At 73.3% G+C, this 24661-nt stretch carries 16 protein-coding genes; 12 read left to right on the forward strand and 4 right to left on the reverse strand.

The window, feature by feature from the left end; all coding sequences use genetic code 11:
* Positions 1 to 192: 192 nt before the first annotated feature.
* Together ACH4D3_RS24910 and ACH4D3_RS24915 are read left to right on the forward strand one after the other, a co-directional pair.
* The gene (locus ACH4D3_RS24910) at positions 193 to 3063 is read left to right on the forward strand and encodes a DEAD/DEAH box helicase (protein WP_398326390.1); all 2871 of its coding nucleotides are present in this window, start codon (positions 193 to 195) and stop codon (positions 3061 to 3063) included.
* Complete coding sequence (locus ACH4D3_RS24915) at positions 3060 to 4328, forward strand: SWF or SNF family helicase (RefSeq protein ID WP_398325788.1); 1269 nt, start codon at positions 3060 to 3062, stop codon at positions 4326 to 4328. Before ACH4D3_RS24910 ends, ACH4D3_RS24915 begins: the two co-directional genes overlap by 4 nt.
* Before the next feature lie 122 nt (positions 4329 to 4450).
* Here ACH4D3_RS24915 and xylA read toward each other — a convergent pair whose 3' ends face one another.
* Positions 4451 to 5614 carry a xylose isomerase gene (gene xylA / locus ACH4D3_RS24920; RefSeq protein ID WP_361864144.1) on the reverse strand — a complete coding sequence of 388 codons (1164 nt, stop codon included), beginning with the start codon at positions 5612 to 5614 and terminating at the stop codon, positions 4451 to 4453.
* A gap of 155 nt (positions 5615 to 5769) precedes the next feature.
* Between xylA and xylB the strand changes: the two genes are divergently transcribed.
* From xylB to ACH4D3_RS24950, 6 genes are all read left to right on the forward strand, one after another.
* Complete coding sequence (gene xylB / locus ACH4D3_RS24925) at positions 5770 to 7215, forward strand: xylulokinase (protein ID WP_398325791.1); 1446 nt, start codon at positions 5770 to 5772, stop codon at positions 7213 to 7215.
* Positions 7216 to 7446: 231 nt separating this feature from the next.
* Positions 7447 to 8655, forward strand: coding sequence for an ROK family protein (locus ACH4D3_RS24930; RefSeq protein WP_398325794.1), 1209 nt, complete (start codon positions 7447 to 7449; stop codon positions 8653 to 8655).
* A gap of 308 nt (positions 8656 to 8963) precedes the next feature.
* Positions 8964 to 9569, forward strand: a complete 606-nt coding sequence (locus tag ACH4D3_RS24935; protein ID WP_398325797.1) for an N-acetylmuramoyl-L-alanine amidase — start codon at positions 8964 to 8966, stop codon at positions 9567 to 9569.
* A gap of 117 nt (positions 9570 to 9686) precedes the next feature.
* Complete coding sequence (locus ACH4D3_RS24940; protein ID WP_398325800.1) at positions 9687 to 10985, forward strand: GAF domain-containing protein; 1299 nt, start codon at positions 9687 to 9689, stop codon at positions 10983 to 10985.
* Between the two features lie 138 nt (positions 10986 to 11123).
* Positions 11124 to 12647, forward strand: a complete 1524-nt coding sequence (locus tag ACH4D3_RS24945; RefSeq protein WP_398325803.1) for an aldehyde dehydrogenase family protein — start codon at positions 11124 to 11126, stop codon at positions 12645 to 12647.
* Between the two features lie 186 nt (positions 12648 to 12833).
* Positions 12834 to 13166 carry a type II toxin-antitoxin system PemK/MazF family toxin gene (locus ACH4D3_RS24950; protein ID WP_398325806.1) on the forward strand — a complete coding sequence of 111 codons (333 nt, stop codon included), beginning with the start codon at positions 12834 to 12836 and terminating at the stop codon, positions 13164 to 13166.
* 105 nt (positions 13167 to 13271) lie between these two features.
* Here the strand turns inward: ACH4D3_RS24950 and ACH4D3_RS24955 are convergent, their stop codons facing one another.
* Positions 13272 to 15092, reverse strand: coding sequence for an IlvD/Edd family dehydratase (locus ACH4D3_RS24955; RefSeq protein WP_398325809.1), 1821 nt, complete (start codon positions 15090 to 15092; stop codon positions 13272 to 13274).
* Between the two features lie 105 nt (positions 15093 to 15197).
* On the opposite strand from ACH4D3_RS24955, the gene ACH4D3_RS24960 reads away from it, so the two are divergent.
* Positions 15198 to 15941 carry a FadR/GntR family transcriptional regulator gene (locus ACH4D3_RS24960; RefSeq protein WP_398325812.1) on the forward strand — a complete coding sequence of 248 codons (744 nt, stop codon included), beginning with the start codon at positions 15198 to 15200 and terminating at the stop codon, positions 15939 to 15941.
* A 49-nt stretch (positions 15942 to 15990) separates the two neighbouring features.
* On the opposite strand, the gene ACH4D3_RS24965 is transcribed toward ACH4D3_RS24960, so the two are convergent.
* Both ACH4D3_RS24965 and ACH4D3_RS24970 read right to left on the reverse strand, forming a co-directional pair.
* Complete coding sequence (locus ACH4D3_RS24965) at positions 15991 to 16404, reverse strand: SgcJ/EcaC family oxidoreductase (RefSeq protein ID WP_398325815.1); 414 nt, start codon at positions 16402 to 16404, stop codon at positions 15991 to 15993.
* A 34-nt stretch (positions 16405 to 16438) separates the two neighbouring features.
* The gene (locus tag ACH4D3_RS24970) at positions 16439 to 17197 is read right to left on the reverse strand and encodes a YqjF family protein (protein ID WP_398325818.1); all 759 of its coding nucleotides are present in this window, start codon (positions 17195 to 17197) and stop codon (positions 16439 to 16441) included.
* A gap of 63 nt (positions 17198 to 17260) precedes the next feature.
* Between ACH4D3_RS24970 and ACH4D3_RS24975 the strand changes: the two genes are divergently transcribed.
* From ACH4D3_RS24975 to ACH4D3_RS24985, 3 genes are all read left to right on the forward strand, one after another.
* On the forward strand, positions 17261 to 18475 hold the full coding sequence (locus ACH4D3_RS24975) for a MerR family transcriptional regulator (RefSeq protein WP_398325821.1): 1215 nt from the start codon (positions 17261 to 17263) through the stop codon (positions 18473 to 18475).
* Between the two features lie 123 nt (positions 18476 to 18598).
* The gene (locus tag ACH4D3_RS24980; protein ID WP_398325823.1) at positions 18599 to 19453 is read left to right on the forward strand and encodes a DUF4132 domain-containing protein; all 855 of its coding nucleotides are present in this window, start codon (positions 18599 to 18601) and stop codon (positions 19451 to 19453) included.
* A complete protein-coding gene (locus ACH4D3_RS24985; protein ID WP_398325826.1) occupies positions 19450 to 24648 on the forward strand; it encodes a hypothetical protein in 5199 nt (1732 codons plus the stop codon). Before ACH4D3_RS24980 ends, ACH4D3_RS24985 begins: the two co-directional genes overlap by 4 nt.
* Positions 24649 to 24661 lie beyond the last annotated feature (13 nt).

The raw sequence follows: 24661 nt of genomic DNA on the forward strand, positions 1-24661 counted from the left end.
CTGAGAACTCCCTGAGGACCGACCCCTACGCGCCCCTGAGAGCTCGTCCGCGACCGGGTCCGGGAAGGCATTGGCAGAGCACCTCCCCCACTGAATAGTGACCCATGCCACGTCCAAGCCGCAGCCCATGGCCTCGACGTCCGTGTACACTCGGCCGCCGCACCCTGGCTAGTCAAATTTGAGGAATACGTCATCGCTGCGCAGAACACTCCTCCCGCCCCCTCCGAGATCTCCGCACTCGTCGACTGCTGCGCCGTCTTCCTGCCCGGCGATCCTGCACGCACCGGCACGGTCGCGTTCTGGCGCCCCGACGGCGAAGCGCCCGGCACCGTACAGACGGGCGCCCCGGGAAGCCTGACGGTCGCACTGCCCGACGGCAACGGTGTGGAGGCGGTGAGCGTGCCGGCCGTGCTGCTCCCGGTACGGGCCGCCCTGCCCGTACTCACACGCGCGCGTGCCCTCGCGGACGGCCACCGGGCGTCGGTGTTCTGGGGAGCGGTCGCCGTCGAGGCCCTGCACCTCGTGGCGCGCGGGCTGTTGCTGCCCGGCCTGTCCGCGTCCGAACACGACGCCTGGCGCGCGGGTCCACTGGACGCGGAGGGGGCCGAGCGGGTCCGTCATCTCGCCGCCGCCATGCCGCCCGAGGCACACGCGGTCCCGTTGGACGGCGCCGGTCCCCTGCGGCTGCCCGACCCGGAACTCCTGGTGCGGTCCTTCCTGGACGCCGTAGCGGACACGCTGCCCCGTTCTCCCGCCGCCGAACTCCTGACGGCCGGGCCCGCCTACGCCTCGCGGCCGCCCCGGCCTTCGCCCGAGCTGCGCGAATGGGCCCTGGACGTCGCCGCGGGACACGACACGGGCGTACGACTGTCGCTGCGTGTCGAGGTGCGGGGACTGTCGGCCGCGGCTCACGAGGACGCCCGGCCGGCGTTCCGGGCGGTGCCACAGGTGCACAGCGTCAGCGATCCCGGGCTCGTCGCCGACACCGCTCAGGTGTGGGGCGGCACCGTGGGAGAGGCGTTCGGCACGCGCGCGCGGATGGACGCCCTGCTCGCGCTGCGCCGGGCAGCACGGGCCTGGCCCTCGCTCACACCCCTGCTGTCGGCGACAGTGCCGGAAGCCGTCGAGCTCACCGACGAAGAGATCACCGAGCTGCTCGGAACCGGTTCCCGGGCGCTCGCCGGCGCCGGAGTCGACGTGCACTGGCCGAGGGAGCTGGCCCGTGACCTGACCGAGCGCGCCGAAGTGGGACCGCCCGACGGCGGCCCGGCGTCGCGTGCGGCGGTGCCCGAGGCCGGCCCGTCGTTCCTGTCCGCGGACGCGCTGCTCGCCTTCAACTGGACGTTCGCCCTGGGCGACAAGGCCCTCACGCGCGAGGAGCTGGACCTGCTCGCCGAGGCGAATCGCCCCCTCGTACGCCTGCGCGACCAGTGGGTGCTCGTCGATCCGGAGGAGGCCCACCGCGCCCGCGCCCGCGCCCGCCAGGATCACAAGGTCACGCCGGTCGACGCCCTGGCCGCGGCCCTGACGGGCTCGGCGGAGGTCGACGGACGCCGCGTGGAGGTGCGGCCCACAGGATGGCTGGCGTCCCTGCGCGAGCGCCTCGCCGACCCCGAGGCGCAGGAGCCCGTGGCGCAGCCCGCCGCCCTCGATGCCACGCTGCGCGACTACCAGCGACGGGGCCTCAACTGGCTGGTCCGCATGACGTCGTCGGGCCTCGGCTGCTGCCTCGCCGACGACATGGGGCTCGGGAAGACCGTCACACTGATCGCCCTGCATCTGCACCGGCAGTCGGACGCGGACGCCGCCGGTCCCACCCTGGTGGTCTGCCCGACCTCCCTGATGGGCAACTGGCAGCGGGAGATCGAGCGGTTCGCGCCCGGCACGCCCGTGCGCCGCTTCCACGGGCCTCGCCGCGACCTCGACGGCCTCGCGGACGGCGAGTTCGTGCTGACCACCTACGGCACCATGCGCCTGGACACCGAACGGCTCGCCGCCGTGTCGTGGGGCATGGTCGTGGCGGACGAGGCGCAGCACGTGAAGAACCCGTACTCCGAGACCGCGCGACAGTTGCGCTCCATCGGCGCCCGCGCGCGTGTGGCGCTCACCGGCACCCCGGTGGAGAACAACCTCTCGGAGCTGTGGGCCGTTCTCGACTGGACCACCCCCGGGTTGCTGGGCCGGCTCGGCGGCTTCCGGCGGCACTACGCCCAGGCCGTCGAGGGCGGGCAGGACCCGGCGGCGGCGGAGCGACTCGCCCGGCTCGTACGGCCCTTCCTGCTGCGACGCCGCAAATCCGATCCCGGAATCGCGCCGGAACTGCCACCGAAGACCGAGACGGACCATCCCGTGTCGCTGACCGCCGAACAGACGGGCCTGTACGAGGCGGTGGTGCGCGAGGCGCTCGCGGAGATCGCCGGGGCCGACCAGATGGCGCGCCGCGGCATGATCGTGAAGCTTCTGACGAGCCTCAAGCAGATCTGCAACCACCCGGCGCAGTTCCTCAAGGAGGACCGGCCGAAGATCACCGGCCGCTCGGGGAAGCTGGAACTGCTGGACGAGCTGCTCGACACGATCCTCAGCGAGCAGGCGAGCGTACTGGTCTTCACGCAGTACGTGCAGATGGCGCGGCTCCTGGAGCGGCATCTGGCCGCGCGCGGCGTGTCGTCGCTGTTCCTGCACGGCGGCACGTCCGTCACCGCACGGGAGTCGCTGGTGCGACGCTTCCAGGACGGCGACGCCCCGGTCTTCCTGCTGTCCCTGAAGGCCGCGGGCACCGGACTGAACCTCACGCGCGCGGAACACGTCGTGCACTACGACCGCTGGTGGAACCCGGCCGTCGAGGCCCAGGCCACCGACCGTGCCTACCGGATCGGCCAGACCCGTCCCGTGCAGGTGCACCGGCTGATCGCCGAGGGGACCATCGAAGACCGCATCGCCGCCCTCCTGAAGCGCAAGAGGGAACTCGCCGACGCCGTTCTGGGCTCGGGCGAGGCGGCGCTCACGGAACTGACGGACGCGGAACTGGCCGACCTGGTCGAGCTGCGAGGGGGTACGCGATGACCCGGTACGACGACGAGGCGGAGCGGACGTTCGTCGCGCTGCCGCCCGCACAGGGACGCGGCTTCGCGCAGACCTGGTGGGGCCGCGCCTGGCTGAAGGCGCTGGAGGACGCGGCGATGGACGCGGCGCAGGTGAAGACGGGGCGCCGGCTGGCGCGCGCGGGCGCGGTCGGGGCTGTGTCGGTGCGGCCGGGGCGCATCACGGCGGTCGTCCAAGACCGGGACCGTACGGCGCACCGGGCCGACGTCCTGCTGGAGCAGCTCTCCGACGCGCAATGGGACCGCTTTGTCGACATGGCGATCGAGCGGTCGGGGCATGTCGCGGCGCTGCTGGACCGCGACATGCCACCGCACCTCGTGGAGGACGCGGCGGCGGCCGGCATCGACCTGCTGCCGGGCATGGGCGACTTGGAACCGGAGTGCGACTGCGGCGCCTGGGACCACTGCGGGCACACCGCCGCGCTCTGCTACCAGGTCGCGAGGCTGCTGGACCAGGATCCCTTCGTCCTGCTGTTGATGCGGGGACGCGCGGAGGGTGCCGTACTCGACGCCCTCCAGACGCGCGGCTCCGCGCCCACGGAGGACGTCACGTCCCGGCCGGAGGGTGTGGACGCCGCTGAGGCGTACGCGGCGGGCCAGGTGCTGCCTCCGTTGCCCGCACCGCCCAGCCTTGGGGAGGGCCCGGGCGTACCGCCGTCGCTGGACACCGAGGCGGCGCCTCCGCCGGGCGTCGACCCTTCCGGCCTGTCCTTTCTGGCCTCGCGGACGGCGGCGGAGGCCCACCGCCTGCTCGCCGAGGCCCTGCGCGGCGGGCACGGCGGGCACGCGGTGGCCCCGGAGCCGACCCCGGCACAGGATGCGGTGCGCTTGGCCGCGGGGGATCCGGGACCGGACGTACTGGACCGCCTCGGCGACGGTTCGGGGCGCACGCGGGAGGCGCTGGACGCGGCCGTACGCGCATGGCGGCTCGGAGGCGGGGCCGCCCTGTCCGTGCTCGAGGAGGAATGGGCGGTGGAGGGCGACACGCTCGCACGCGCGCGTGCGGCCCTGGAGTCGGCCTGGGAGGAGGACGAGCGGCCCTCGCTGCTGGCGCGGGCCAACCGGTGGACCGTCGTCGGCGCACCCCACCAGCTCCGGCTGGACCGCCGAGGGCGTTGGTGGCCGTACCGCAGGGAGCACGGCCGTTGGGTCCCCGTGGGCGGCCCGAGCCAGGACCCGGCGACGGCACTGGCCTCAGCGACCCTCGCGATGGAGTGCGAGCCCTGACCGGCCTCGACGGACCGCGGGCCCTTACGGCCCCGTCCCGCCCTGCCGGGTGACGCCCCGCACGAGCTCCGGCCCCGTCCGCGAAGGACGGGGCCGGAGCGTTCTCACGGGTGCCGAGCCGGTCAGCGGGCGCCGAGGAGGTGGTCCATGGCGAGCTGGTCGAGGTGCTCGAAGGCCATGCCTCGCGCGGCGGCCGCGTCCACGTCGAAGGTGTCGTAGGCGCTCTGGTCGGCCAGCAGGGCGGCGAGGCCGTCCTCGGCGGTCGGGCGGGCCAGTTCGTCCAGCCGGGCCGCGGCCAGCGCCTCCTGCACCTGCGGGTCGGCGCGGAAGGCCGCCGCCCGGTCCTTGAGGATCAGGTAGTTGCGCATGCAGCCGGCCGCCGACGCCCACACGCCGTCGAAGTCCTCGGTCCGCGGCGGCTTGAAGTCGAAGTGCCGCGGACCCGCGTACCCGGCCCGCTCCAGCAGGTCGACGAGCCAGAACGCGGCCCGCAGGTCGCCCGCACCGAACCGCAGGTCCTGGTCGTACTTGATGCCCGACTGGCCGTTGAGGTCGATGTGGAAGAGCTTGCCCGCCCACAGCGCCTGGGCGATGCCGTGGGGGAAGTTCAGGCCGGCCATCTGCTCGTGGCCGACCTCCGGGTTCACGCCGTACAGCTCCGGCCGCTCAAGGCGCTCGATGAAGGCGAGGGCGTGGCCGACCGTCGGGAGCAGGATGTCACCGCGCGGCTCGTTCGGCTTGGGCTCGATCGCGAACTTCAGGTCGTAGCCCTGCTCGGTGACGTACTCGCCCAGCAGGTCGAAGGCCTCCTTCATCCGGTCGAGCGCGTCCCGCACGTCCTTGGCCGCACCGGACTCCGCGCCCTCCCGGCCGCCCCAGGCCACATAGACGCTCGCGCCCAGCTCGACCGCGAGGTCGATGTTGCGGATCGTCTTGCGCAGCGCGTAGCGGCGCACGTCCCGGTCGTTCGCCGTGAAGGCGCCGTCCTTGAACACCGGGTGGGTGAACAGGTTCGTCGTCGCCATCGGCACCTTCATGCCGGTCGCGTCCAGCGCCTGCCGGAACCGCTTGATGTGCGACTCCCGCTCCGTGTCGCTCGACCCGAAGGGGATCAGGTCGTCGTCGTGGAACGTGACGCCGTACGCGCCCAGCTCGGACAGACGCCGCACGGACTCCGCCGGGTCCAGGGCCTGCCGGGTGGCGTCACCGAACGGGTCACGGCCCTGCCAGCCGACCGTCCACAAGCCGAACGTGAACCTGTCCTCGGGAGTGGGCTGGTAGTTCATTCCGCGGCTCCTCACTCGCTGCCGATCAATCGCTGCCGACTATTTCGTCATGGCGCTTTACAAATTAGTATGCACACACGGTCCTGGGAAGGGACAAGGTGTCCCCGAAGGAGTGAAGGCCGGGTCACAGGACCCGCGGAAGAGGGAGAAGCCCGATGTCAGCAGCCGAGGGTCCGCTCGTCGTCGGCGTGGACACGTCCACCCAGTCCACCAAGGCACTGGTCGTCGACGCGGCCACCGGCCGGGTCGTCGCGAGCGGCCAGGCGCCCCACACCGTGTCCTCCGGGACCGGCCGCGAGAGCGATCCCCGCCAGTGGTGGGACGCGCTGGGCGAGGCCCTGGACCAGTGCGGCGAGGCCGCCCGCGAGGCCGCCGCGGTGTCCATCGGCGGGCAGCAGCACGGTCTGGTCACGCTCGACGCCCAGGGCGAGCCGGTGCGCCCCGCCCTGCTCTGGAACGACGTGCGCTCAGCTCCGCAGGCCCGCCGGCTGATCGACGAGCTGGGCGGCCCCAAGGCCTGGGCGGAGCGCACCGGGAGCGTGCCCAGCGCCTCCTTCACGGTCACCAAGTGGGCCTGGCTGGCCGAGCACGAACCGGAGGCGGTCCGCGCGGTGCAGGCCGTACGGCTCCCCCACGACTACCTCACCGAGCGCCTCACCGGCGAGGGGACCACCGACCGCGGCGACGTGTCCGGCACCGGCTGGTGGGCGTCGGCCACGGAGGCCTACGACGAGGAGATCCTCGCGCGCGTGGGGCTCGATCCGGCGCTGCTGCCCCGAGTGGTCCGGCCCGGTGAGGTGGCCGGCACCGTACGCGCCGACCACGGCCTGCCGTTCTCCAAGGGCACCCTGGTCGCCGCCGGCACCGGCGACAACGCGGCCGCCGCGCTGGGGCTCGGACTGCGCCCCGGCGTCCCGGTGATGAGCCTCGGCACCTCGGGCACGGCGTACGCCGTGTCGCAGCGCCGGCCCGCCGACCCGACCGGCACCGTGGCGGGCTTCGCCGACGCGCGCGGCGACTGGCTGCCGCTGGCCTGCACCCTCAACTGCACGCTCGCCGTGGACCGCGTCGCGTCCCTGCTGGGCCTGGACCGCGAAGCCGTCGAGCCCGGCACCGACGTCACCCTGCTGCCCTTCCTCGACGGCGAGCGCACACCGAACCTGCCGCACTCCTCCGGCCTCCTGCACGGGCTGCGCCACGACACGACCGCCGGACAACTGCTCCAGGCCGCCTACGACGGCGCCGTCCACTCGCTGCTCGGCGCGCTCGACCTCGTACTCGACGCCGACGCGGACCCGTCCGCGCCCCTGCTGCTGATCGGCGGCGGTGCCCGGGGGACGGCCTGGCAGCAGACGGTGCGGCGGCTGTCCGGGCGCCCGGTCCAGATCCCGGACGCCAGGGAGCTGGTCGCGCTCGGTGCCGCGGCGCAGGCGGCCGGTCTGCTGACCGGCGAGGACGCGGCCGCGGTCGCCCGCCGCTGGAACACGGCCGCCGGGCCGGTGCTCGACGCCGTGGAGCGGGACGAGGCGACGCTGAACCGGATCACCGGGGTACTCTCCGACGCGGCACCGCTGCTGGAACGGGACGCGGCCTCCCGCTGAGGGCGCGCCCGCCCGGGCGGGGCCGTCGGCGGACAGTCCGCCCTCCGCTCCCCGCGGAGCCGCCGCGGACGGGTCGCCCGGCAGACCGGGACGTGACGAGGGGCGTCTCAGGCATCCCCCGTCGCCTCCGGCGTCGGACGGCCCGCACGTGGCCCCGACCGCGCGCCGTGGCGACCGCCGGTCCCGGCCGGGACCGGACCGAGCGACGACAGACCGAGGACTGACGGAGGCATGACCGCACCGCCGCACGAAGCCCAGCCGGCCCGCCCCGGGCGCGCGCTGCCGGACACCCAGCAGGGAATGCGCCGCCGCAACCTGGCGCGGGTGATGCACACCGTCAGCGCCGAGGGCCCGCTGTCCCGGGCCGCCGTGGCCTCGCGGATCGGGCTGACGCGGGCCGCGGTGTCGACCCTCGTGGACGAACTCATCCGCTCGGGCCTGCTGGAGGAGCTGGGTCCCGAACGCCCCGGCCGCGTGGGCCGTCCCGGCTCCGCACTCGCCGTGAGTGGTCAGGGCCCGGCCGGAATCGGGGCGGAGGTCGGCGTCGACCATCTCGCGGTCTGTGCCGTTGACCTCCGCGGCCGCGTACGCGCGCGTGCGGTGCGGTACGGCAGCAACCGGGGCCGTTCGCCGGAGCCGGTGCTGGAGCAGCTCACCGGCCTGGTGCGGCAGGTGGTCTCGGAGGCGGAGACCGAGGGACTGTGGCCGGCCGGGCTCGCGGTGGCCGTGCCCGGTCTGGTCGCCCGGGACGGCCGGACCGTCGTCCGCGCGCCGAACCTGGACTGGCACGACGCGGACCTCGGCGCCCTGCTGCCGGCGGATCTGCCGCCGACCGTGGACAACGAGGCCAATTTCGGCGCACTCGCCGAACTCTGGCTCGGCGACGGCACCCCCCGGGACTTCCTGCACGTCTCGGCCGAGATCGGCATCGGTGCGGCCGTGGTGTTCGACGGTCGGCTGCTGCGCGGCACCCGCGGGTTCGCCGGCGAGCTGGGGCATGTGCCGGTCCATCCCGACGGGCCCGAGTGCGCCTGCGGTGGGCGCGGGTGCCTGGAACAGTACGCCGGTGAGAAGGCGGTCCTGCGCGCGGCGGGCGTGGAGCCGGGGGAAGACCGTGTCGGGCTGCTCGCCGACCGGGCCGCGGAGGGTGACGAGGACGTACGGCGTGCCCTGCGCGAGGCGGGCACGGCGCTCGGCATCGCCCTGACCGGTGCGGTGAACCTGCTCGACCCCGAGGGCGTGGTGCTGGGCGGCGCCCTCGCCGGACTCGCGCCCTGGCTGTTGCCGTCGCTGCGGGACGAACTGGCCGGGCGCACGGCGGGCCCCGCCTGTCCGGTCGTGGTGTCCGAGCTGGGTCCGCAGGGTCCGCTGCTCGGCGCCGCACACTCCGTGGTCCGGGCGGTCCTGGACGACCCGGGCGCGGTGGCGGAGCGGGCCTGACACTCGCTCGTCGGGAGTCACCGACAAGCCGAACCATCGCTCCCGTTCACTCGATCGAGTGAGCACGGTGTTCACAAGGCGGTGGCTGTCCACGGAACGGCGCGGCGCTCTACTGCGCAACCCCCGCTCCCCGTACGGTGATTCACGCGGACGCACCTCGCCCACGGGGCGGTCGGACGTCCGCGCCGGCATTCCGCTCCGCAGTCATTTCGCTCCGTCGTGCGCTCGGACATGTCTCTCCGTCATTCCGAACGGCTGAGCACTCACCCCCCACCGGGCCCAGGGCCCACCGACGAAAGGGCAATCCCATGGAAAGGGAGAGGACAGCACCCGTTCCGACCAGGCGGCGGCTCCTGAAGGGCGCCGCGCTGGCCACCGTCCCCTACACCCTGCTCTCCGGTACACGGGCCGCCGCGCAGGCCCGTGCCGTCGACTACCCCTCGGCCGAGTGGCTGCCGGCGAGCACGTCGAACTACAGCCGGTCGAGCCGGCCCACGGCCTACCCCGTCGACTTCGTGGTCGTCCACGTCACGCAGGAGACGTACGCGGACACGCTGTCCATCTTCCGCGATCCCGAGAAACAGGTGTCCGCACACTACGTCGTCCGGTCCTCCGACGGGCACGTGGCGCAGTGCGTCCGCGAGACGGACATCGCCTGGCACGCGGGCAACTGGGACTACAACACCCGCAGCATCGGGATCGAACACGAGGGATGGATCGACCGGCCCGAGTACTTCACCAACGCCATGTACGAGCAGTCTGCCCGGCTCACCGCGGCGATCTGCACCACCTACGGCATCCCCAAGGACCGCACGCACATCATCGCGCACCACGAGGTTCCCGGCAGCGACCACACGGATCCGGGGCCGTTCTGGGACTGGACCCGCTACATCAGACTGGTCAACTTCGCCTGACCCCCACGTCCGGCCGTCGCCGGGCCTCGCCCGGCCTCCTCGCCGGTCCACTCGGAACGCCACATTCGGGTGTCCGGCCGGTCGAAGTGGTTGTCCGCGCGTATCCGCGGAGTCACGATGTCCCACACCGCAACACCGTCCGGGGAGGAGGCCCAGTTGACTGATGCATGGCTGGCTCTGGAACCGGGGGCCGACCCCGTCGAGCGCGCGCGGGCACTGCGCCGGGCCCACGAGACCTTCACCGAAGCGGGAACGGTGCCGCGGCCCGTGCGGGCCGTGGTCGCGGATTCGTGGCGGCGGTCGGTCCGGGCGGGTGTCGGCCCGGACGGTACGGCGAGCGTGGAACTGATGGACGGCGACCTCGGCGCCTACCGGGCCGAACACCCGCTGTCGCGCGTGATGCCGCTGGTCCGCGAGTTGCTGGGCACGTTCGCCGCCGACGGCGAGCACCTGCTCGCGGTGTGCGACGAGCACGGCAGGCTGCTGTGGGTCGAGGGGCATCCTGCCACCCGGCGCCGGGCGGGACGGATGAACTTCGTGCCGGGGGCCCGCTGGTCGGAGTCGGCCGTCGGGACGAACGCGCCGGGCACGGCGGTGGCCGTCGGCCGTCCGGTGCAGGTGTTCGCGGCCGAGCACTTCATACGCCGGGTACAGCCCTGGACCTGCGCCGCCGCTCCGGTGCACGATCCCCGCACCGGTCGGGTGCTCGGTGCCGTGGACATCACCGGCGGGGACGGTCTGGCGCATCCCCACAGTCTGGGTTTCGTACAGGCGGTGGCGCGTGCCGCGGAGTCCCAGCTGGCGCTGCTCACTCCGGAGCGGTCCGCTCCGGAGGCGGCCGAGCTGACCGCGCTGGGCCGCGACGAGGCCCTGCTGAGCGCCGACGGTCGCAGGGTCCGGCTGAGCCGGCGGCACAGCGAGATCGTCGTGCTGCTGGCCCACCATCCCGAGGGTCTGACGGGGGACGAATTGCTGTGCGCCCTGTACGAGGACGAGACGGTACCGCCGGTGACACTGAGGGCCGAGCTGGCCCGGCTGCGCGGCATCCTGGGACCCGGCCGACTGGCTTCCCGGCCGTACCGGCTCACGATGCCCGTCGAGTCCGACGCCTCCGTCGTCGAACGCCGGCTGCGGGCCGGTGCGATCACGGCGGCCGCGTCGGCGTACCCGGGTCCGATGCTGCCCGGTTCCCAGGCTCCGGCGGTCGGACGGCTCAGGCGCCGGCTCGCCGACGGTCTGCGCGCGGCGCTGATCGCCTGCGCTGACCCCGACCTGCTGGCCGACTGGGCTCACGCCCCCTGGGGGGAGGACGATCTCGACGTGTGGCGGGCGCTCGCGGCGGTGCGGCCCACGGCGGCGACGAGTTCCCGGCTCGCGGCGTTGGAGTCCGAGCTGGCCGCACCCCACGCGTGGTGAGCACCCTCCGCCGATCGGCGCTCCGGGAAACCGGGCACCGCCCGCGACGCGCGCAACGTCTCTGCAACGTCCCGCTTCCTAGCCTCGCGCGCAGAGCTGTCCAACGGCGGACAGCGCACGATGAGGGAGGCAGACAGGATGACCCGTTACGCGGCGCCCGGCACCGAGGGCGCGATCGTCTCCTATCAGTCGCGCTACGACCACTTCATCGGCGGCGAGTACGTGCCACCGGCGCGCGGGCAGTACTTCGAGAACCCGTCCCCGGTGAACGGCCTGCCGTTCACCGAGATCGCGCGCGGTACGGCGGACGACGTGGAGCGGGCGCTCGACGCCGCGCACGAGGCCGCTCCGGGCTGGGGCCGTACCTCGGTGACCGAGCGTTCCGACATCCTGCTGAAGATCGCCGACCGCATGGAGGCGAACCTGGAGCGCCTGGCGGTCGCGGAGAGCTGGGAGAACGGGAAGCCGGTGCGCGAGACTCTGGCGGCCGACATCCCCCTCGCCATCGACCACTTCCGCTACTTCGCGGGCGCGATCCGCGCCCAGGAGGGCTCACTCGGCGAGATCGACGACGACACCGTGGCGTACCACTTCCACGAGCCGCTGGGAGTCGTCGCGCAGATCATCCCGTGGAACTTCCCGATCCTGATGGCGACCTGGAAGCTCGCGCCCGCCCTCGCCGCCGGCAACGCCGTGGTCCTGAAGCCCGCGGAGCAGACCCCGGCCTCGATCCACTACTGGCTGAGCCTGGTGGCGGACCTGCTGCCGCCCGGGGTCCTGAACGTCGTCAACGGCTTCGGCGTGGAGGCGGGCAAACCGCTCGCGTCGAGCCCCCGGGTGGCGAAGGTGGCGTTCACCGGCGAGACCACCACCGGGCGGCTGATCATGCAGTACGCCTCGGAGAACATCAAACCGGTCACGCTGGAACTGGGCGGCAAGTCGCCGAACATCTTCTTCGACGACGTCTGGGCGCGGGACGACGACTTCCGCGACAAGGCGCTTGAGGGCTTCACGATGTTCGCCCTCAATCAGGGGGAGGTCTGCACCTGCCCGTCCCGGGCGCTCGTCCAGCGGGGCGCCTACGCCGAGTTCATGGAGGCGGCCGTCGCCCGCACCGAGCTGATCAAGCCCGGCCACCCCCTGGACACTGACACGATGATCGGCGCCCAGGCCTCCAACGACCAGTTGGAGAAGATCCTCTCCTACCTGGACATCGGCCGCCAGGAGGGCGCGAAGGTACTCACCGGCGGTGAGCGGATCGAGCACGAGGGCGAGTTGAAGGGCGGCTACTACGTCCAGCCGACGATCTTCGAGGGCCACAACCGGATGCGGATCTTCCAGGAGGAGATCTTCGGCCCGGTGGTGTCGGTGACGTCCTTCGACGACTTCGACGACGCCGTCAAGACCGCCAACGACACCCTGTACGGCCTCGGCGCCGGGGTGTGGACCCGCGACATGAACACCGCCTACCGCGCGGGCCGCGCGATCCAGGCGGGACGCGTGTGGACGAACTGCTACCACGCGTACCCAGCGCACGCCGCCTTCGGCGGCTACAAGCAGTCGGGCATCGGCCGGGAGAACCACAAGATGATGCTGGAGCACTACCAGCAGACGAAGAACATTCTTTGTTCCTACAGCCCCAAGAAACTGGGGTTCTTCTAAAGCCTCGAACCGGGCTCCTGGAGGGGCGTTGCTCCTCGCTCCTCCAGGCCCCACGGGACTCGGCCAGTACGTCGGTCTGCCGCCAGCACCCGCTCCAGCCAGGAACGACGGGTATGGTCCCCATCGGGCGCAGTGACCGCGCCCGCTCGCACAGGGCCCTCACCGCAGATCGTGCCAGGAGGACGAATGCAACACGGCGAAGTCTGGTGGGTCGAGTTTGATGAGCGACGGCCGGTCGTGCTGCTGCCGGGAGACGAGGCATCCGGGCTCCGGGTGATGCAGGTCGTCGCTCCGGCGGGCGTCGACCTCACCGGTCTGGGCGTGGAAGTGACCGTGGGCGCCGCGGACGGACTGCCCTTTGAAGGCGTGCTGCGGATCGCGTTTCCGCGTCCGGGCTTCACCCCGTGCACGTGGCTGACCGTCCTGTCCCCGGACGACCTGATCGAGCGGGCAGGCGTGCTGTCCTCCGTGAAGCTCAGCGAGATTGAGGACGCCCTCCGCCTCGGTGGACTGGAGTAGGCGGGCTGGGGACGGACGCCGCCGACGGTGTGGGCGATCTCGTCCAAGTGGTCAGTGCCGGCCGTCTCCGCGGCGTCCCACACCTGCAAGATCACGATCATGGGCTCAGTGGGAGTCGCGGGGAACCTCGTGTCCACGGTTTCCGCGCAGGAATCCGAAGTCGGCGCCCTGGTCGGCCTGTTCGACGTGCTGGGTGTAGAGCCAGGCGTAGCCGCCGGGGTGCCGTTCGGCGGGGGCGCGCCACGCCTGCCTGCGTCGCGTGAGCTCGGCGTCGTCGACGTCCAGGCGCAGGGTGCGGTTCGGGACGTCGAGGACGACCTGGTCCCCGTCGTGGACCAGGGCGAGGGGTCCGCCTACGGCGGCCTCCGGCGCCACGTGCAGGACCACCGTCCCGTACCCGGTGCCGCTCATCCGGCCGTCGCAGACGCGCACCATGTCCTTGACGCCGGCCTTCAGCAGCTTGGCGGGCAGGGGGACGTTGGAGACCTCGGGCATGCCGGGGTAGCCCTTGGGGCCGGCGTTGCGGATGACGACGACGGTGTTCTCGTCGATGTCGAGATCCGGGTCGTCGGCCACCTCGTGATACGCCTCGGGAGAGTCGAAGACGCGTGCGGGGCCGCGGTGGGTGAGCAGGTGCGGTGAAGCGGCGGACTGCTTGATCACGGCGCCGTCGGGACACAGGTTGCCGCGGAGGACGGCGATTCCGGTGCCGGCCGGCTGGAAGGGGGCGTCGAGTCGCGTGATGACGTCGGAGTCGGAGTCGGAGTCGACCCGTTCGGTGTTCCCGGCGGTCTCGGTGTTCCCCGTCTTCCCCGTGTCCCCCGTGTCCCCCGTGTCCCCCGTGTCCCCCGTGTCCCTCGTGTTCTCGGCAACGGTGCGTCCGGTGACCGTGATCTGGTTGCCGTGCAGCAGACCGCCGCCGAGCAGTTCGGTCAGGACGGCGGGCAGACCGCCCGCGTAGCAGAAGTCCTCCATGAGGTACTTGCCGCTGGGCATCAGGTTGACCAGCGTCGGCACCGCACGGGCCAGTTCGTCGAAGTCCCGCAGGCTCAACTCGACGCCCACGCGCCCGGCGATGGCCAGGAGATGGATGACGGCGTTCGTGGAGCCGCCGATGGCCGCGTTGACCCGGACGGCGTTCTCGAACGCCTCCCGGGTCAGGATCCGCGAGGGGCGCAGCTCCTCCTCCACCATCCCCACGATGCGCCGCCCCGCGGCCTGCGCGGTCTCCATCCGCCTGGAGTCGACCGCGGGCCAGGCCGCCGAGCCCGGCAGCTGCATGCCGAGCGCCTCGGCCAGGCAGGCCATCGTCGAGGCGGTCCCCATCGTCATGCAGTGCCCGTTGGAGCGTGCCATGCAGCCCTCCGCGAAGAAGCACTCCTCCTCGGTCATCCGGCCGGTCTTCAGGTCCTCCTCGAACTTCCACACATGGGTGCCGGATCCCACGTCCTGCCCCCGGTACTTGCCGTTGAGCATCGGCCCGCCGGTGACCATGACGGCGGGCAGGTCGACGCTGGCGGCGCCCATGAGCATGGCAGGCGTCGTCTTGTCGCAGCCCGACAGCAACACGACACCGTCGAGCGGATTGGCCCGGATCAGTTCCTCGACCTCCATGGCCATGAGGTTGCGGTACAGCATGGCGGTGGGGCGCATCAGTGTCTCGCCGGTGGCCATGGTGGGGAACTCCAGCGGAAAGCCGCCGGCTTGCCACACCCCGCGCTTGACGGCCTCGGCGACCCGGGTGAGGTGGGCGTTGCACGGGGCGAGTTCGGAGGCACTGGTCGCGATGCCGATGACGGGGCGCCCGTCGAACACCTCGTGGCCGAAGCCCTGGCTGCGCATCCAGGAGCGGTACACCATGCCGCTGCGGCCCTGTGCGCCGAACCACGCCTGGCTGCGGCGGCTCGTCCTCGGATCGTCGGTCATGCGGTCACTCCCGTGGCTCTGGCGTCGTCCGCTTCGCGATGGGGTGTTGCCGGGTGCCGACCCGCGGGCCGTACCCTGTCCCACAATCATTGAATGATTCGATGAATGGCGTCCAGGGGGCGGACGGAGATCGTGGTGCACTTTCTGACCAGGCAGCAGCGTGTGGCCGACGAACTCGGCCGGCGCATCGTGGGCGGCACGTGGGAGCCGGGGGATCCGCTGCCGGTCGAGGACGCGCTCGCGGCCGAGATCGGCGTCAGCCGAGGGGTGCTGCGGGAAGCGGTCAAGGCACTGGCGGCCAAGGGGATGCTCCACGTGCGCCCGCGCACCGGCACACGTGTGCTGTCCCCGGAGCACTGGAACCACCTGGACCGCGACGTGCTGCGCTGGAAACAGGCCGGGGACGCCGCCTCGCTGCTGCGCGACACGAGCGAACTGCGCCGGATCGTCGAGCCCGAGGCGGCACGGCTGGCCGCCGAACGGGCCGGCCCCGAAGACGTACGAGTGCTGTACGACTCCCTGGCCGCCATGGAGGCCGCGGCGGCCAGGCCCGGCCGCCGCGGCTACGTCGAGGCCGACATCGCCTTCCACCGGGCCCTGCTCGACGCCGGCGGCAACCGTCTCCTGGGCTCGCTGGGCCGTGCTGTCGACATCGCGCTGGAGCACAGCTTCCTCGTCAGCACCCGGACCCCCGGCGCGGTGGAAGCCTCACTGCCGGCTCACCGCGCCGTCGTGCGAGCCGTCGAGGCCCGCGACCCCGCGGCCGCGGCAGCCGCCGTGCTGGCCATCGTCGAGGCCGCCGAGGACGAGATCGCCCGGTCTCCCGGAATGCCGGACGGTGCCGCATGACGGCGCGGGCCGCGCCCGCGCCGCATGCCTCACCCGCTCCGGTCATGCCTCAGCCGCTCCGGACTTCGGTGTTCTGGCAGGCGTGCAGCAGCCAGCGTCCGTCCTCCTGCTTGGTCATGACGTACAGCGGGGCACCTTCCGTCTCCCCCTCGGCCGAGTGGTAGACCTGCCGGACCTTGACCGCCGCCACGTCGGGGCGCAGGAACTGCGTGTGGATCACCTCGTAGGTGACGTCGCCGTCCCACACGGCCTGGGGCAGCACCGCCCGGGTGAACTCGGCGATCGCGTCGAAGCCCAGGAGTACCTTGCCGTGCCCGGTCGTCCAGAGCGCGTCTGGTCGGAAGAGGGTGAGGAACCCTTCGGCGTCCTTGTTCCGCTGGGTGCGTTCGACGGTGGCCACGACGCGCTCGATGGCCTTGATGTCCTCGGTGCCTGCTTCCATGGGTGATCCCTGTGTGTTCATGTGGATCACCGTGATGCCTCAACCACGCTTGAGGTCAAGGGCGGGCGGAGACGGCGGAGACCGGCAGGGCTGGACGGCCCAGACGGACGGGGACCCCGGGCGAGTAGAGGACGCTGACCGGGTCCTCTCCTGTCGCCGGTATCCCGGCACTCGCGACCAGGTCCTCGTCGCACGAGACGAGTCGGGCCCGGTGCAGGGGCCAGCGGGGGTGGTGGTTGGGCAGGTACGCCGCCCCGCCGAAGAACATGTTGTGCATGCCCCAGCGGGCGGTGAGGAAGTGCTCCAGGGCCGTGGGCTCGTGGATGCGTTCGCCGGTCCGCAGGGTGATGCGGCTGTGGGCACCGCGCGGTCCCGGCCAGCGGCGGGAGCTGGTGTAGGTCACGGTGTCGCCCGCGGAGCGGACGGACATGCGGGACCACAGGTAGGGCAGCCGGAAGCCGATGCGCCCCATCACCACCGGTATCAGCCGCGAGGCGTCCATCGACCGGAAGACCACGCCGCGCCGCCCGTGCGCGTCCACGCTGTACAGACGCACGTTCGTCTCCGGGAACGAGCCGAGGTACGGGATCCCGGGCAGCCGGAACCATCCGACCCGGTGCATGCGGAACGCGACGAGTCCGACGTAGGTGAGTCCGTCGTGCGTGTCGGGGACGGTGCCGCGCGGCAGGAGTCCCGCCACGGCGGCGGGCTCGACGGCCCAGTGGATGAAGGCGAGGTCGAGCCACTCCTGGGTGAGGAGCGGCGACCCTATCGCCGCGGGGGCGTCCGGGGTGACGGCGCTGGGCTTCTGCACGGCGCAAGGATGGCAGACGGTCGGCCGTACGGTCGCACCGGCCACTCCTGCGGGAATCTCCTCATGATTGACCCTCGACCTGGTTCAGGGAGCAGAGTCCCCGACGTGGAGAACGAGATGCGCAGCATTGGCGAGATGGCCCGCGACAGCGGACTGGGCGTGAGCGCCCTGCGGTTCTACGACCGTGCCGGTGTACTGGTCCCCGCCCGGGTCGATCCGACGAGTGGCTACCGCTGGTACGCCCCTGGCCAGCTCGACGAGGCCAGGGTGCTGGCCCGGCTGCGGCGGACCAGCCTGCCGCTGGCCGACATCCGGCTGGTACTGGCCGGCTGGTCCGGGGCGGACGCCGACCTGGTGCGAGGGCTGCTCCAGGCGCACCTGCGCCGTCTGGAACGGGGGCTGGCCGAGGCCCGCAGCGAGTTCTCCACGCTCGAAGCGCTACTCGATCACAGGGAGAATCCCATGACCGCCTCACCGCGTACCGGCTCCGTCCGACTGTCCCTTCCCGCGCCCGCGCTGGCCGACGCGCTCGACGCGGTCCGCTTCGCCGCGGGCCGGGACCCCGAGCTGCCGATGCTCGGCGGCGTCCTGTTCGACGTCGAGGGCGACGCGCTCCACGTCGTGGCCACCGACCGCTACCGGATGGCCGTCGCGCGGCTGGCCGCCGTCGGACACGGGGCAGCCCGCGAGCAGGTCATCGTGCCCGCGCCGCTCGTCGACGCGATGCGCGCGCTGCTGGGCGAGGACGGACCCGCCCGGTTCGCCGTGGAGGGCGACCGCGTGACGCTGGAGGCAGGGGAGCGCCAGGCGTCGGGGCGGCGCCTGGCCCACGACTTCCCCGACTACCGCCGTCTCGTGCAGCTGCCGCCCGGGCGGCGCGTCGTCGTCGATGTGCCCGAGTTCCGGGAGGCGTTGGAGACCGGCCCCGTCCGCGCGGCCGAGGACCGCGAGCCGGGTCGGCAGGCGCGGGACGTCAGCGTGCTCTCGACGGCGGACGACGGCACGGTGATCGTCTGCGGCGACGGCACCCCGGGCAAGGACGGGGCCGAGGCCGGGGCCGGGGTCGGGGTCGGGGCCGAGGCCGGGGCCGGGGTCGGGGCCGGGGCCGGGCACCTCGTCGGTGTCGACCGCGGATTCCTGTTGGACGCGCTCGCCGCCGCGGACCGGGACCGGCTCGTCCTGGAGTTCGGGCCCGCCCCCACCGCGCCGCTGGCGATCCGCCGGGCGGACGACGAGGGGGCGTTCTCGGTGCTGATGCCGGTCCGCCTGGACGACTGACGGCTCTCCGGTAGCCCGCCCCGTGGCCCCTCCCCACGTCCTGCGTCCCCCGCGCCGACGGCGTTGTCAGTGGGCTCGCTTACAGTCGTCAGCACTTGATCACTGCGGTGCGGGGAGGCACTCATGGGGTGGGTGACGGCCGGGGACTACGAGGTCGCCCTGGACGAGGGAAAGGTGGTGTGCCGCAACGCCACCGGACGGCGGCTGAAGTCGGTGCCGGCCAAGCTCGCGGACGATCCCGCGGTGGTCGGACTGCGGCAGCTCGTCGAGTGGCTGGAGCGGCACGAACGCCAGTGCCTGAGCGACGTGGAGCGGTGGATGGTGCGGTCGCTGCCCGTGCCGCTCGCCGTGCTCACCCGGGTGTGGCCCGACCCGGCCTGGCGGTCCGCCCTGCGCGACCTCGTGGTCACCGGTGCCGACGGCGAGGTCGCGGGATTCCTGCGCGACGCCGACCCCGAGCGCGGCCTGGGCCTCGTCGACCTCGACGGTGACACGGTCCGTGTCGCCCCCGACCTCGTCCGTCTCCCGCATCCGGTGCTCCTCGAGGACCTGGAGGAGCTGCGGGAGTTCGCCGTCGAGCTCGGCGTCGAACAGCGCGCTCAGCAGCTCTTCCGCGAGGTGTGGCACCGCCCCGCCGGGCTCGACGCCGAGGCCGCCTCGGTCGAGGAGTACGCGGGCGGGGCCTTCAAGGAACTGCGCTTCCTGCACGGTCGCGTCACCCAGCTCGGCCATCGTGTACGGGGCGGATACGCGGTCTGCTCCGCCTGGGAGGACGGCCGGGCCGTGGAGGCCCGCGTCTGGGTCGGCGACTACGACGGCTACGAGGAGACGGAGACCGGCCCCCTCATGTGGACGGACGCCGCCGGGCGGGTGCTGAAGCTGGGCCGGGTCGGTCCGGTCGCCTGGTCGGAAGGGATGCGCATGGCGGCCGCGCTGTACGCCGGTCGCGACATCGAGGACGAGGAGCGGGCCGCGTGAACGCCACGGACACCACCACCGCTCCGCACGGCGCCACCGGCGCGCGCGAGGTCACCGGCCCCGACGACGCCACCGCCTCGGCACTGCTCGAGGCCGGCGCGCTCCTGCCGCCCGGCAGCAGCGGCCGGGAGGACGCCGACATCCTCACGGTCCGTACGTACACGCATGCCGCGCTCGGCGAGCGCAGCGTCGTCCGGCTGGTGCCGGGCACCCTCGGGGAGGCCGAGGACCTCGCTCTGGACTTCCTCGGTCTTGTGCGGGACGCGGAGACTCCGGAGGTCGGGCAGGTCAGGCGGGAGACCCTCGGATTCCCCGCCTGGGCCCTGGTCAACGACCCGGCCAACGGGCACCACGCGCTGGCCCTGGTCAAGGACGTCGAGCGGCTCGCCCGTCAGGCCAAGTCCCGCCCGGGCACCGCCAAGGAGGGCTTCGAGCAGCTCGGCGACCGGCTCGGCCGGGCCGTCCCGCACTTCCTGCCGACCTTCTTCGAGCAGGCCGCGCGGATCTTCCTGCAGTTCGACAACACCACCTACGCCGCCGCCTTCTTCGGCAAGGCGCGGGAGGCGGAGCGAGTGCACGCGCTCACCGTCGACGAGCAGCGGCAGCGCGCCGTGTTCCTGGAGTTCGCCTTCGCCGGGGCGCTGACGGTCAAGGCACTGAAGCAGCATGTGCGGGATCTGGCCGCCCGCCTGGACGCCAGCGAGGCCTGGGCCCAGTTCCGTCAGCTGGCCGTGGAACGCTGTGCGGCCGGTATGCCGCCGTACGCGTCGCTGCCGCAGGACGCACGCGTGCTGATCAAGGCGGCCGGGCTGCCCCGTGTGGAGGCGGAGTGCGATCTCGTCGCCGACCTGGTCGCCTCGCCCGCCGCCGTGCGGGCGCCCGCCTCCTTCTGGACCGCCTACCGGGCGACGCTCGCCGTCCTCGCCGAGCGGCGGCCCGCGGTCCGGGAACGGATGCTGGAGATCATGCCGGACGGGCTGGACGACGGCACCAAGAGTGACGAGTTCTGGCTGGAGTTGCTGGCCGAGTGCGGTGCCGACCGGCTGCTGACCGGTGAGGACGGCGGGACGGCGGCCGGCGGTGGCCCGGCGGCCGAGGCCCCGGGCGGTGTCGACGCGGCGGACTGGCTGAGCCGTTGGGCCGCCCATCGCAAGCACGGCGCCACGGTGTGCGACAGCTCCCCGGCCACGCTCGGCCTCGTCGCACGGATGGCGCCCCGGCTGCGGGCCGACGGACGCGCCGTCGACCTGTTCACCGGCCGTCGGCACGTGGGCGTCGACATCTCCCTGCTCGACCTGTGCGCCGCCGAGGACGTCCCCCTCGCCCTGCCGGACCCTGACGCGGAGGTCCACCTCGGGCTGGACCGCTGGGTGCGCGACACCCGGCCGGAGCGGCGTGATCTGGCAGCCGTCGCCACGGACCCGCGGCTGCGCCCCTTGCTGCTGCGGGCGGTCGGCGCCGCGGGGCACGAGCGGCAGTCGAGCCGGGTGCTGGACCATCTCGCCGACCACCACGTGCTGAGCGGGGTGCTGAGCGAGTGGCTGGACGGCGCCGTCGGTGAGCTGGCCGGCGTGGTGGGCCTGCCCGGAGCCCGCGAGGCGCTGAACCGGCTGAGCCCCTATCGGTCGGTGGCCCCGCGGGTCAATCCCGAGGCCGTCGCCCGTGCCGCCGGGTACGAGGCGGCTCCGCTGCTCGGGCGCACCCTGCGGACCGGGCTCCTGGACGAACTGGGCTGGCCCGCCCTGGACGAAGCCCTGCGGCTGCTCGACGCCGAGACCCGGGCTCGCAACGGCAACGGCAACGGCCCCGGGACCGGGACCCGCTCGGACCGCGACACCGCGCTGATCGTGAACGAGGCCTGGCCCTGCCTGATCCTCAGCCGCGGGCACAAGGCGGTCGTCGTCGGCCCGGACGGGATTCTGCTCGAACACGACCTGCGGCTCCCGGCCGACCTGGACCGCTGGCAGCGCCCGCAGTTCCGGTACGCCGACGGAGAGCTGCTCGTGGTGTGGTGGCAGGACGGCAAGCAGCGCGGCTACTGGTCCACCCGGCCGTCCGAGGTCCTCACGCTCACGGGCGAGCAGATCTCCCACTGGTGGCGCAACGACGAGGTCGCCCCGTCCATCCCGCTGCCCGACGGCGGCCGGGCCACCGGCGGGCGCACCCTGCACGCCGGCGACACCGTCCTGCCCCCGAGCCGGCCCGTCATCGGCGACGGCACGTCGTACTGGCGGCAGGGCAGGCAGGGCAGGCAGCACGTGTGGCTGGAGTACGACCCGGCGACGGGCACGCACAGTCGCGCGTCGCTGCCCGCCTTCCTCCGCTCCGGCATCAGCGACGACGCGACGCTGCTGCAGGACCGGTGCGAGGTGCTGCCGATGCAACCCGGTCTCGAGCGGAGCCCGTTCGGCACCGACGGCACCGTGCTCGGGCGTTGGGTACGCGCGGAGGAGGCTGCGGGCGAGGCGCTGTCCACGGCGGGAACGCCCGACGGCCGGACCGTCACGCTGCGCACCTCCGGGCGCGGCGAACGCGTCACCCCGCTCGGTGCGCTGCGCCTGCCCGGAGGAGCCGCGCCCGTCGTGGCGCGCACACGGCGCCAGGTCGCCCTGTACGCGCCGGGCGACGGCACCGACGCGGGAGTGCTCGGCCGGGTGACACCGAACGAGCGGGGCGGGGAGTTCGCCGCGGGCACCCCGTTCGTCCCGCCGGTCTCCTTCTGGCACGCGCTGCGCCCCCGCGACGAGCGGTCGTCGGCCGTCCTGCGCGCTTTCACCGACGAGCAGGCGGCCGACCTGCTGCGCACGGCGGTGCGGGCGCTGGCGGAGCGCCAGGCGCAGGTGAGCGCGGCGAAGGCCGAGGAGGAGGCGGCCGGTGAGCACGGCACGGGCTCCGGAGCGGCCACCGGGTCGGCCCGCGGGTCGAGCGGCGGGAACGGGCCGGTGGTGCCGACCGCCGACGAGGTGGTGCGGCGGATCGTGGCCCGTGCGCTTCCCGGGCTCACCGACAAGCGGCTCCTCGCCGGTGTGACGGCTCTGGTCCGCACCACGGTCCAGATCGCCGACGCGGTCGACCGCTTCGTCACCCCGCCCGTGGAGCAGCCGAAGCCGCAACGGAAGCGGACCGAGGGGATGTTCGCGGACTACCGGCCCGAGCACGGCGACGACCGCACCCTGCGCGCGGCCGCCGACGGCCTGGCTCGCATGTGGGGGTCGTGGGGCAGCGAGAGCCAGTGGACCGTGCTCCGGCAGATCCGTGCCGTGAACCACGTCCTCTCGGGCAAGCCCGCCGACGGCATGCGCCTGCCCGAGCGCACCCGCAGGTCCGCGCTCGGCGACGGGTGGCACAGCGACGAGCACACCGTCCCCCGCATGGGCATGGTGTGGCCGGAGCTGCTGGGCGTGCTGCGGCCGCTGGCCTACCGGGCCACGGTACCGACCCTGCCGGCGGCGGAACGGGAGGCGCTGCTCCTCCTGTTCGAGGCGCTCACCGAAGGCCCGCTCGCCGCACCCGGGGACGGCATCCGGGAGATCGTCCTGGGCGAGCCGCACGACAGGCACCGGCAGCAGGAGCGGGAGCGTGCGGGGCAGGTACTGCGACGCGAGGGCCGCACCGTGGTCGTCCTCGGCTGCCAGAACGTCGACACCGCCCGGGACCGCGTCAACTGGCTGGCGATCGAACACGATCCGGCGGGCGTCTTCGGCGCCGTCGCCCACTTCACGTTGGAGAAGGAGACCCGGCACGCCTCGGTGCTCCCCGTCGGCGCGCTCTCCGCGGTCGCCCGGCTGACCCGCGACAAGGGAGCGCCGCCCTGGCAGCCCGAGGCGCCCGCCGCCCTCGCCGCGGCCACCGGCCATGGCCTCGGACCGCTCCAGGCCACCGTGCTCCTCGCCGCGCAACCGGAGCGCCTCGACACCGGCGCCCTCGCCACGGCCGGACTCAAGCCCCGTCAGCTGGACGCGGGCAACCGCATGCTGAACTCCCTCTTCACCGACGACCGGGCGGCGCTCATCGGCGCGCTGCTGCCCGACGATCCGGCCGAGTTGTGGACGGCGGGACCGGACACCGGCGCCGCGGGCCGGGTCTGGTCCGAGCGCCTGGGTTCCCTCGTCCGTCTGCCCGAGGACCTGGCCGTCACGCTCGACGGCCTGCCGGTCGGGTCCGCCGAGGCCGTGCTCAATCCCGAGCGCACCCCTTGGCTCAGCCGCACCACGGTCCAACGACCGGACAAGAACGGCCGGCTGGTCGCGGACGACCCCTCCGCGGTGCCGCGCCGCTACACCCTGACCGGCGTCGTCGACGCCCTCGCCTCGCTCGCCTACGCCCTCCCCCACGGCCACCCGTTGCGCGCGGCCCTGCCCCGGGGTCTGGCCGCCGTGCGCCGCCGTCTTGCCGATCCGGGACTGCTGCTCGACCTGGACGTGGAGTGGACGGAGAAGGACGGCACCACCGCCGCCGAACTCCGCAAGGCGTACGGGCTGCCCGCCACCGGCGGCGCCGACTCGGAAGGAGCGACGCGGATCGGGGAGGCCCTGGTCCTGCGCCCCTGGCACGGCGACCGGGAGACCGTCCTGGTGCGCCCGGCCGGTCTCACCGGCCCGGACGACGCCGTGTTCGGACTGCTCGAAGGGCTCGTGGGCGCCGTGCGCGGCTCCGGGGTGCGGGCCCTGCGCACGCTCCTGGGCGACGAGCTGGCGCGCAGCGTCGGCGCCGGACTGGATCCCGCGGGGGCCGAAGGACCCGCCCAGGACCCCACGGTCAGTGTTCCCGGGCTCGTCACCGAGGTGGCGCGGACCCACGGTCTGAGCGAGGACGCGGCGGCGCTCTACCTGCAGCTGCTCGCCCTGCCCGACCCGACCGACCGCAACTGCGCCCGTTGGACCGGCTGGAGGCCCGCGCGGTCGAAGAAGGCCCGGGCCGAGCTGGCCGCCACGGACCTGGTCGTCGAGGCCAAACGGCCGCGGGCCGGCCGTTCCCTCTTCCTGCCCTGCGGCTGGCGCGATCTCAAGTCGCCCGCCCTGCCGGTGGAGACGTGGAAGGAAGGGCTGTACCCGGTCGGCGAGGGATTCCGGTCCGTTCCGCTGCTCCCGGTGCCCGAGCTGTTCACCCGCGCCTGGGCCCGGGTGCGCGACCGGGACGCGCCCGCCTACGAGGAGCTCACCACCCGTGCCACGCGCGGGGGCCGCCGCCGATGACCCCGCTCGACGC

It is taken from the genome of Streptomyces sp. NPDC018026, assembly GCF_044327745.1.
Classification (GTDB): Bacteria; Actinomycetota; Actinomycetes; order Streptomycetales; family Streptomycetaceae; genus Streptomyces; species Streptomyces rubrogriseus.